This window comes from Kluyvera ascorbata ATCC 33433, from assembly GCF_000735365.1.
Lineage (GTDB): Bacteria > Pseudomonadota > Gammaproteobacteria > Enterobacterales > Enterobacteriaceae > Kluyvera > Kluyvera ascorbata.
This window is the reverse complement of sequence record NZ_JMPL01000014.1, coordinates 57,243-67,228: the sequence shown is the minus strand read 5'-3', so window position 1 is coordinate 67,228 and position 9,986 is coordinate 57,243. Positions and strand designations below refer to the sequence as shown.

Genomic DNA, 9,986 nt, shown 5'->3' with positions numbered 1-9,986 from the left:
TTTTTTATGCTTAATCAGTATTCTTTTCTTTAGAGTTCCGTAGCATAGAGAAGTTGCATGTTTACTCGTCACTCATTAATTAACCGCCGCATTGTTCTGACTAGCGTTGTCGTCGGCCTGCTCATTGCCCTTGCAGCGGGATTGGCACAGTATTCTATTTTTCATCATCGTCGTGCGGCCCAGTTCGATAACACCATCTCCAGCCTGCAAAGTTATCTGGACAACTACTTTAATCAGATACTGGTCACTATCGACTCCCTGCAACCGCTCACGATGGACTCCTGCCAAGCAGTCTCTTCGGAACTCACCGCACGCGCGGCGTTCAGCATGAACGTACGCGCCTTTCTCCTGGTTAAAGATAATATTGCCTACTGTTCCTCCGCTACCGGCCCGATGTCACTGGGACTCAAGGAGCTAGTGCCGGATCTCGATCTGACCAAATCGCATGTGATGGGGATCGTCTCCGGCACGCCAATGATGCCGACCACCCCGGCTTTCGTGCTGTGGGTCAAAAGCCCGCTGCTGGAAAACCGCGGCATCTTTGCCTCCATTAACGCCAACCTGATGCCCTGGGTGCTCTATTCCTCAAAGCAGAGTCCCTATAATGGCGTCGCGCTGGTCGTCAACGGCAAAACGGCTATTTCCACTTTCAGTAGCAAACCGCTTACGCTCGACCAGATCCCCGACACCGCCGTTCGCCACGTGAAGATCAAAGGTGTCCCGCTGGAGGTCTATCTCTATAGCAATGCGCTCGGCACCGATAACTCGCTCTATTCTCTCCTGCTCGGGTTGACGTGTGGCCTGCTTGGCGGCCTGCTCTGTCTCTACATTCTGGCGATCCGCTCACGTCCGGGAAAAGAGATCCTTGCCGCGATTAAACATCGACAGTTCTATGTGGTTTATCAGCCGGTCGTGGACGCGAAAAACCGCCAGATTACAGGCGTAGAGGCGCTCATGCGCTGGTCGCATCCAACGGTCGGGAATATTCCGCCCGATGCGTTCATCACCTACGCCGAAGCGCAGGATTTAATTGTTCCCCTCACCCACCATCTATTCGAACTGATTGCCCGCGATGCGCCGATGCTGAAAGACCTTCTGCCGCCGGGTGCTAAGCTCGGTATCAATATCGCACCCAGCCATCTGCACGCCGAGAGTTTCCAGCACGATATCCGCCAGCTGGCGGCAAGCCTGCCGGATAACTATTTCCAGGTGGTGCTGGAGATAACGGAGCGCGACATGCTGAATCAGGAGCGGGCTATGAACCTGTTTGCCTGGCTGCGTGGCGAAGGTATTGAGATCGCTATTGATGATTTCGGTACCGGGCACAGCGCGCTTATCTATCTTGAACGCTTTACCCTCGACTACCTGAAAATCGACCGTGGTTTTGTCAACGCCATCGGTCGCGAGACGATTACCTCGCCGGTTCTGGATGCCGTACTCACGCTGACCCATCGTCTTAATCTGGTCACCGTGGCCGAAGGCGTTGAAACTGAAGAACAGGCGGCCTGGCTGCGCGATCACGGCGTCGACTACCTGCAAGGCTACCTGATAAGCCGCCCACTCACGCTACAACAGCTGATTGAGGAATATCGTAAGCCGGCAAAGTATTTCACAAGTTAAGCAAGGTCATTTAAGATTCAGGGATAAAAGCCGTTTTCAATCAATACTTTTCCATGCGGGGTAACCTTATCGTGATCGTAGCGCGCGTCTTTTTGCCCCTGCTGATGCTGTTCAGCCTGCCGTTGCAGGCACAGACCATCAAAGAGAGCTACGCCTTTGCGGTTATCGGTGAGCCCAAATACGCCGTCGATTTCAACCATTTTGACTACGTCAACCCTGCGGCACCAAAAGGCGGTAGCGTCACGCTTGCCGCGCTTGGCACCTTCGATAACTTTAACCGCTTTGCGCTGCGGGGGAACGCGGCCGTTCGCACCGATTCCCTCTATGACGCTTTGTTCACCACTTCTGATGACGAACCGGGCAGCTACTACCCGCTGGTTGCCGACCGGGCACGCTATGCCGACGACTACTCCTGGGTAGAGCTCACCATCAACCCACGCGCCCGTTTTCACGACGGCAGCCCGATTACCGCCCGTGATGTCGCCTTCACCTTCAATAAGTTTATGACCGAAGGCGTGCCACAGTTTCGTCTGGTCTATAAAGGCACGACCGTAAAGGCTATCGCCCCGCTGACGGTGCGCATTGAACTCGCGAAGCCGGGTAAAGAGGATATGCTGAGCCTCTTTACTTTGCCTATCTTGCCGGAGAAGTTCTGGAAGGATCATAACCTTAGCGAGCCGCTCAGCACGCCACCGCTGGCCAGTGGCCCTTATCGCATCAGCGACTGGCGTATGGGGCAATATATCGTCTACCAGCGCGTCAAAGATTACTGGGGCGCAGACCTGCCGGTAAACCGTGGACGCTGGAATTTCGACACCATTCGCTACGACTACTACCTCGACGACAACGTGGCCTTTGAAGCTTTCAAAGCCGGAGCTTACGACGTGCGCACCGAGAGCAGCGCCAAAAACTGGGCCACGCGCTATATCGGCAAAAACTTCGCCAGCGGCTATATCGTTAAGGATGAACAGAAGAACAATGCCGCACAGGACACGCGCTGGCTGGCCTTTAACATCCAGCGTCCGGTCTTTACAGACCGACGGGTGCGCGAAGCGGTCAGCATGGCCTTTGATTTTGAATGGATGAACAAGGCACTGTTTTACAACGCCTACAGCCGTGCTAACAGCTATTTCCAGAATACCGAATACGCCGCACGCGGCTATCCTGACGCCGATGAGTTGACGCTGCTGGCACCGCTAAAAAGCGAGCTGCCGCCAGAAGTCTTTACCTCGATTTATCAGCCCCCCACTTCTGACGGCCACGGTTTTGACCGCGACAACCTGTTGAAAGCGGGCAATCTGCTTACCGATGCCGGCTGGGTGCTGAAGGGCCAGCAGCGGGTGAATGCGAAAACCGGCCAGCCGCTGCGCTTTGAGCTGCTACTCCCCTCTGGCGGTAACGATCAGTGGGTAATGCCCTTCCAGCGCAATCTACAGCGTCTGGGCGTGACGATGGATATCCGTCAGGTCGATATTTCGCAGATTACCAACCGCATGCGTAAGCGCGACTATGACATGATGCCGCGCCTGTGGCGGGCAATGCCGTGGCCGAGCTCAGACCTGCAAATCTCCTGGTCATCAGAATACATTAACTCCTCCTACAACTCGCCCGGCGTGGCTAGTCCGGCCATCGACAGCCTGATTAACCAGATAATCCGCTGGCAGGGTAACAAGCAGAAACTGCTGCCGCTAGGACGCGCCCTCGACCGGGTGCTTACCTGGAACTATTACATGCTGCCGATGTGGTATATGTCCGGCAGCCGAACGGCCTATTGGGATAAGTTTTCCTACCCCAGCGTACACCCGCTTTATGCCTCCGGCACGGACGCGCCCGGCTTCGACACATGGTGGTACAACGTGAACAAAGCGGCGAAGTTACCCGCTTCCCGACGCTAAGGAGAGAACATGGGCGCCTATCTGATTCGTCGACTACTGCTTATCATCCCCACGCTGTGGGCCATTATCACGCTCAACTTTTTTATCGTGCAGATAGCGCCAGGCGGCCCGGTTGACCAGGCGATTGCGGCGGTTGAGTTCGGCCATCAGGGGGGATTACCCGGCGGCGGTATGGAGCGCACGCAGGCGCGCGCGGGCGTGGGTAATATTGCGGAAAGTCAGTATCGCGGCGGACGCGGGCTTGACCCTGAGGTCATCGCCGAGATCACCCATCGCTACGGCTTCGATAAACCGCTGCACGAGCGCTATTTCAAAATGCTGGGCGACTATCTGCGCTTTGATTTTGGCAATAGCCTTTTTCGCAACGCCTCAGTCATGCAGCTCATGAAAGAGAGCCTTCCCGTTTCTATTACGCTGGGGCTCTGGAGTACGTTAATTATCTATCTGGTTTCGATTCCGCTGGGCATTCGCAAAGCGGTGTACAACGGCAGCCGTTTTGATATCTGGAGCAGTACGGGCATTATTATTGGCTATGCCATCCCGGCATTTCTGTTCGCGATTGTGCTCATCGTCTTCTTCGCTGGCGGCAGCTATTACGACATCTTCCCTCTGCGCGGGCTGGTGTCCGCCAACTTTGACACCCTGCCGTGGTACCAGAAAATCACCGATTATCTTTGGCATATCACCCTGCCGGTGCTGGCCACGGTCATCGGTGGTTTTGCCGCGCTGACCATGCTGACCAAAAACTCGTTTCTCGATGAGATCCGCAAGCAGTACGTGGTCACCGCACGAGCAAAAGGGGTGGGGGAAAAACAGATCCTCTGGAAGCATATCTTTCGTAACGCCATGCTGCTGGTGATAGCGGGCTTCCCCGCCACTTTTATCAGCATGTTCTTTACCGGCTCGCTGCTTATCGAGGTGATGTTCTCGCTGAACGGTCTGGGGCTGCTCGGCTACGAAGCGACCGTGTCGCGCGACTACCCGGTGATGTTCGGCACGCTTTATATTTTCACCCTGATTGGCCTGCTGATGAACATCGTCAGCGATATCAGCTACACGCTGGTAGACCCACGCATTGATTTTGAGGGCCGCTAACGATGACGCTAAACGCCGTCAATCAAGCCCGCTGGGCACGTTTTTGCCACAACCGTCGCGGCTACTGGTCGCTGTGGATTTTCCTGGTTATTTTTATCTGTAGCCTGGGCGCAGAGCTTATCGCCAACGACCGCCCGCTGCTGGTGAGCTACCAGGGCAGCCTGTATGTTCCGGTGGTCAAAAACTACAGCGAAAAAACCTTCGGCGGAGAATTCGCTACCGCCGCGGATTATCAGGATCCGTGGCTTCAGCAGCGGCTGGAAAAAAACGGCTGGGTGCTGTGGACCCCTATTCGCTTCGGTGCCAGCAGCATTAACTTCAGCACTGATGTCCCCTTCCCTTCCCCGCCGTCGCGGCAAAACTGGCTCGGCACCGATGCTAATGGTCGTGACGTGCTGGCGCGTATTCTCTATGGCACCCGCATCTCGCTGCTCTTCGGTCTGATCCTGACCATCTGTTCCAGCGTGATGGGCGTTATTGTCGGCGCGGTCCAAGGCTACTACGGCGGGCGTATCGATCTCTGGGGACAGCGCTTTATCGAAGTGTGGTCGGGCATGCCAACGCTGTTTTTGATTATCCTGCTTTCAAGCGTCGTACAGCCTAATTTCTGGTGGCTGCTAGCGATTACCGTGCTGTTCGGTTGGATGTCGCTGGTTGGCGTGGTGCGCGCTGAATTCTTACGTACCCGTAACTACGACTATATTCGCGCCGCGCAGGCGCTTGGCGTGGGCGACCGCAGTATTATCCTGCGCCATATGCTGCCCAACGCGATGGTGGCGACGCTGACTTTTATTCCGTTTATTCTGTGCAGTTCGATTACCACCCTCACCTCTCTCGACTTCCTGGGCTTTGGTCTGCCGCTGGGCTCGCCGTCGCTCGGTGAACTGCTGCTACAGGGCAAGAACAACCTGCAGGCCCCCTGGCTTGGGATCACCGGATTTCTCTGCGTCGCCGTGCTGCTCTCACTGCTGATTTTCATCGGCGAGGCGGTACGCGACGCCTTCGATCCTTCTAAGGCGGTATAAGATGCAGCAACCACTTCTGGAAATCGACAACCTCTCTATTGCCTTCCACCAGCAGGGCATCACTACCACCGTCGTTGATGGGCTATCGCTGTCACTGAATGCCGGTGAGACGCTAGCGCTGGTTGGAGAGTCCGGTTCGGGGAAAAGCGTTTCGGCGCTATCGATTCTTCGCCTGCTGCCAGAGCCGCCGGTCAGCTACCCTACCGGCGATATCCGCTTTGCCGGGGAATCATTGCTGCACGCCAGCCCGCAGACGCTGCGCAGCGTGCGCGGTAACCGTATTGCGATGATTTTCCAGGAGCCCATGGTGTCGCTGAACCCGCTGCATAATCTGGAAAAGCAGCTTTATGAAGTGCTCTCCTTGCACCGGGGAATGCGTAAAGAGGCCGCGCGCGGGGAGATCCTCGACTGTCTGGACCGCGTGGGCATTCGCAACGCGGCTAAACGGCTGGCTGACTATCCGCATCAGCTCTCTGGCGGCGAGCGCCAGCGCGTGATGATCGCCATGGCGCTACTGACTCGCCCGGAGCTCTTGATTGCCGATGAGCCCACCACGGCGCTCGATGTGTCGGTGCAGGCGCAAATCCTGCAGCTGCTGCGAGAACTGCGTACCGAACTCAATATGGGGCTGCTGTTTATCACCCATAACCTCAGTATCGTTCGCAAGCTGGCCGACCGGGTGGCGGTCATGCAGCAGGGACGCTGCGTAGAGCAGAACAACGCCACCGCGCTTTTCGCCGCACCGCAGCATCCTTACACCCGTAAACTGCTGGACAGCGAGCCCACAGGCGACCCGGTGCCTCTGCCGTCGGACGCCGTGCCGTTGCTTGAGGTCAACCAGCTCAGCGTCGCGTTTCCTATCCGCAAGGGCATTCTGCGGCGGGTCGTCAGCCACAATAAGGTGGTTAACAATCTGAGCTTTACGCTGCGCAAAGGCGAAACGCTGGGATTGGTCGGTGAATCCGGTTCCGGTAAGAGCACCACCGGGCTGGCGCTGCTGCGCCTTATCGGCTCTGAGGGCGATATTCGCTTTGCCGGCGAGGTGATTCAGGGGCGTAGCCGTCAGCAGATGCTGCCGCTGCGTCGTCGCATCCAGGTGGTATTCCAGGATCCCAACTCGTCGCTCAACCCACGGCTGACCGCACAGCAAATTATCGAAGAAGGGTTGCGGGTACATCACTCTTCGCTGAACGCTGCGGAACGCGAACAGAAGGTGATTGACGCGATGAGTGAAGTGGGACTCGATCCCGAAACCCGACAGCGCTACCCGTCAGCCTTTTCCGGCGGCCAGCGACAGCGTATCGCTATCGCGCGGGCGCTCACCCTACAACCAGAACTCATCGTGCTGGACGAACCCACGTCTTCGCTCGACCGCACCGTTCAGGCGCAAATTCTGACGCTGCTTAAAGCATTACAGGAAAAGCATCAGCTGACCTATATCTTTATCAGCCACGATCTGCACGTTGTGCGTTCGTTGTGCCACCAGGTGATGGTATTACGTCAGGGAGAAGTGGTCGAGCAGGGAGAATGCAGGCGCGTCTTTTCAGCACCACAGCAGGAATACACGCGTCAGCTCATTGCTCTGAGCTGACGGTTAGAATGGGTTGTTACCTGAGAACGGCTCGGCAATAGCAACGCCAAAATTTTTCAGGCGACAGGTCGCCGCAAACTCATCCTGACGTTTCACAAACAGGCACGGCTCCCCTTCGCACTCAAGCACTGAGCAATCAACGGAGATATCGGTTAACGCCTGGCTAAGGGAATGCATCACCGGCCAGGCGCTATCGCCGTCCGGGCTCAGCAATTTGAGCGCCACCAGCGTATTGTCGCTGGACGCATCATTTTGCGGAATCGGTTCAACTTTCGAACCTGCAAAACCCGCAGACCAACGATAGTCCTGCGGCAGTCGATGTACGATAGATAGCTGTAATGTCATTACGTTCTTTTCCCCGGAAGCAACTGCTTCACAATTATTTCACATCCATATTAACACATTGTTGACAAATCGTCCTGCATCCAGAAAAAAAACGCCATCATTCAACATTCTTCTTACGACATAGTTCGGTGCACTGATGCGTTTTCGCGCTATATGTACCCGTATCTGTGATCTAACGCAACCTTTTTATCTACAACAATGTGACTATTTACATAAATGGATTTTACATAAAAGAAACATTGCGCCCTATCAGGAATGCAATTTCTGTTGATGTGTATCAACAAAGGCGCGCATTTCGCCCTCCGAAAGGATGATTAGTGCGCGTTTTTACGCGGATGAATAGCGGGTAGTAGGCCGGATAGGCACAGCGCCATCCGGCCTACCGCATTATATTCTGCGTACGGTTTTGCGGGGTCTACTGGCGTAGAGGTAGAAGAGCATTGAGCAGGTCGCGCAAAACGCGATGGAAATCAGCATCGGCCATGCGGTGGTGAAGGTTGCAAACGACAACAGCGCGCCAATAATAGCCCCGATGCCAAAGCGGAACGTCCCTGCCAGCGAAGATGCTGTCCCCGCCATGTGCGGGAACTCGTCGAGGATCACCGCCATCGCATTGGAAGACACCATCGACACGCAGCCAACAAACACCGCAATGCCCAGCACCAGCGACCAGAAGCCAACGTCCAATAGCACGCAAACCACCATCCAGATTGCCATGACAAACTGCACCGTCAGCCCGGCACGGAACATCCACAGCGCCCCTACCCGACGGACAAAGCGGCTGTTAATGGTGGTGGTAATAAAGAGGAACACAATGTTCAGCGCGAAGTAATAACCGAAGTGCTGCGGCGACACGTGGTTAAGCTCGATGTACACAAACGGACCGGCGCTCAGGAACGAGAACATCGCGGCAAAGCTGAAACCGCTGGCCAGCATGTAAGAAAGCACCCGCTTGTGACGAAACAGCGACGCAAAATTGCCAAGCGTGGTGCTCAGACGAAACGGCTGACGTTTTTCTACCGGCAGTGTTTCATCAATAAAGAAGCAGATCGCGGCTGAAGCAAGCAGCGCCGCTGCCGCCAGGATCCAGAAGATCGCGTGCCAGCTAAACCAGACCAACACCGCGCCACCCACCATCGGCGCCACCAATGGGGCAATGGTGGTCACCAGCATGACAAACGACATCATGCGGGAGAACTCTTCCTTCGGGTAGATATCGCGCATCAGAGCGTTGATAACCACGCTTGCCGCCGCGGCCGCCAGGCCGTGGAAGAAACGCGTGATAATCAGATAATCAATGGTCGGCGCCAGGGCACAGGCCACCGCCGCCGCCGCAAAGATAAGCGTTCCGCCCAGAATAACCGGCTTACGTCCGAGGCTGTCGGCCATCGGACCATACAACAGCTGACCCAGCGCAAAACCCAGAATATAGGTGCTCAGGGTCATCTGCGCGCTGCCTGCCGGCACGCCAAACTGTTCCGAAATGACCGGCAGCGCCGGAAGGTACATATCGATCGATAACGGCATTAACATGGCCAGGAGGCCAAGAATAAACACAATTTTTAACGACGAGCGCGGCCTGGACGTCACAATCTACCTCGGTTATTGGTTAGCGCTCAGGCGCGCCAACGCTGGCAATTTCTTCTTCCGTTAACGGACGGTATTCGCCCGGTTCCAGTGTAGGGTCGAGCGCAATCTCACCGATGCGTTCGCGATGCAGCCCAACCACGCGGTTACCCACGGCGGCAAACATGCGTTTCACCTGATGATAACGGCCTTCGCTGATGGTCAGACGCACTTCGGTCGGCGTAATCTGTTCCAGCACGGCTGGCTTGGTGAGATCTTTCTCGTTGTGCAGCTGTACGCCTTTTGCGAACTGTTCAGCAGTGTCTGCACTCAGCGGGTTTTCCAGCATCACCAGGTAGGTTTTTTCGCAATGATGGCGCGGTGAGGTGATGCGGTGAGACCACTGACCATCATCGGTCATCAGCACCAGACCGGTGGTATCAATGTCTAAACGCCCTGCGGCATGCAGCTTATAGGCCACGGGCTCATCCAGAAAATAGAGCACCGTTGGGTGATCAGGGTCTTCGGTGGAGCAAACATAACCCTGCGGCTTGTTCAGCATGAAATAACGCGGGCCATTCTGCTGGGTCAGCGTGTTGCCTTCGTAGGCTACGGCGTGTTCTGGTAGCAGTTTAAATGCGGTGTCACGCACCACTTCGTCATCGATGGTCACGTGGTGGCCGCGGATCAAACGCCCGGCAATAGCACGGCTGACGCCGAGTTGCTGAGCGATAAACTTATCAAGTCGCATGAAGTATTTTTAGCCTGTAATAGTGCCGGGTGCCGGACGAAACGTCCGAAAAATGGGGTAATCGACTCGCTGGATGTCCAGCTATCGGGCAAAAAACA

Annotated in this window: 8 protein-coding genes; 5 read left to right on the top strand and 3 right to left on the bottom strand. The window is 55.7% G+C overall.

All coding sequences use genetic code 11. The annotated features are described in order from the left end of the window. The first annotated feature begins 57 nt into the window (after positions 1-57). From GKAS_RS06115 to yejF, 5 genes are all read left to right on the top strand, one after another. The gene (locus GKAS_RS06115) at positions 58-1,620 is read left to right on the top strand and encodes a cyclic di-GMP phosphodiesterase (protein WP_035892667.1); all 1,563 of its coding nucleotides are present in this window, start codon (positions 58-60) and stop codon (positions 1,618-1,620) included. A 104-nt stretch (positions 1,621-1,724) separates the two neighbouring features. Further along, positions 1,725-3,515, top strand: a complete 1,791-nt coding sequence (locus GKAS_RS06110; RefSeq protein ID WP_373995156.1) for an extracellular solute-binding protein — start codon at positions 1,725-1,727, stop codon at positions 3,513-3,515. Between the two features lie 9 nt (positions 3,516-3,524). After that, entirely contained in the window at positions 3,525-4,610 is a 1,086-nt protein-coding gene (locus tag GKAS_RS06105; protein WP_035892665.1) for a microcin C ABC transporter permease YejB, read from the top strand. A gap of 2 nt (positions 4,611-4,612) precedes the next feature. After that, a complete protein-coding gene (locus GKAS_RS06100; protein ID WP_035892664.1) occupies positions 4,613-5,635 on the top strand; it encodes a microcin C ABC transporter permease in 1,023 nt (340 codons plus the stop codon). Position 5,636: 1 nt separating this feature from the next. Then, complete coding sequence (yejF, locus tag GKAS_RS06095) at positions 5,637-7,226, top strand: microcin C ABC transporter ATP-binding protein YejF (RefSeq protein ID WP_035892662.1); 1,590 nt, start codon at positions 5,637-5,639, stop codon at positions 7,224-7,226. A 3-nt stretch (positions 7,227-7,229) separates the two neighbouring features. Here yejF and GKAS_RS06090 read toward each other — a convergent pair whose 3' ends face one another. From GKAS_RS06090 to rsuA, 3 genes are all read right to left on the bottom strand, one after another. Next, positions 7,230-7,571 carry a YejG family protein gene (locus GKAS_RS06090; protein ID WP_035892661.1) on the bottom strand — a complete coding sequence of 114 codons (342 nt, stop codon included), beginning with the start codon at positions 7,569-7,571 and terminating at the stop codon, positions 7,230-7,232. 387 nt (positions 7,572-7,958) lie between these two features. After that, a complete protein-coding gene (locus GKAS_RS06085; RefSeq protein ID WP_035892660.1) occupies positions 7,959-9,161 on the bottom strand; it encodes a Bcr/CflA family multidrug efflux MFS transporter in 1,203 nt (400 codons plus the stop codon). Between the two features lie 19 nt (positions 9,162-9,180). Beyond that, complete coding sequence (rsuA, locus tag GKAS_RS06080) at positions 9,181-9,888, bottom strand: 16S rRNA pseudouridine(516) synthase RsuA (protein WP_035892659.1); 708 nt, start codon at positions 9,886-9,888, stop codon at positions 9,181-9,183. Between the last annotated feature and the right edge of the window lie 98 nt (positions 9,889-9,986).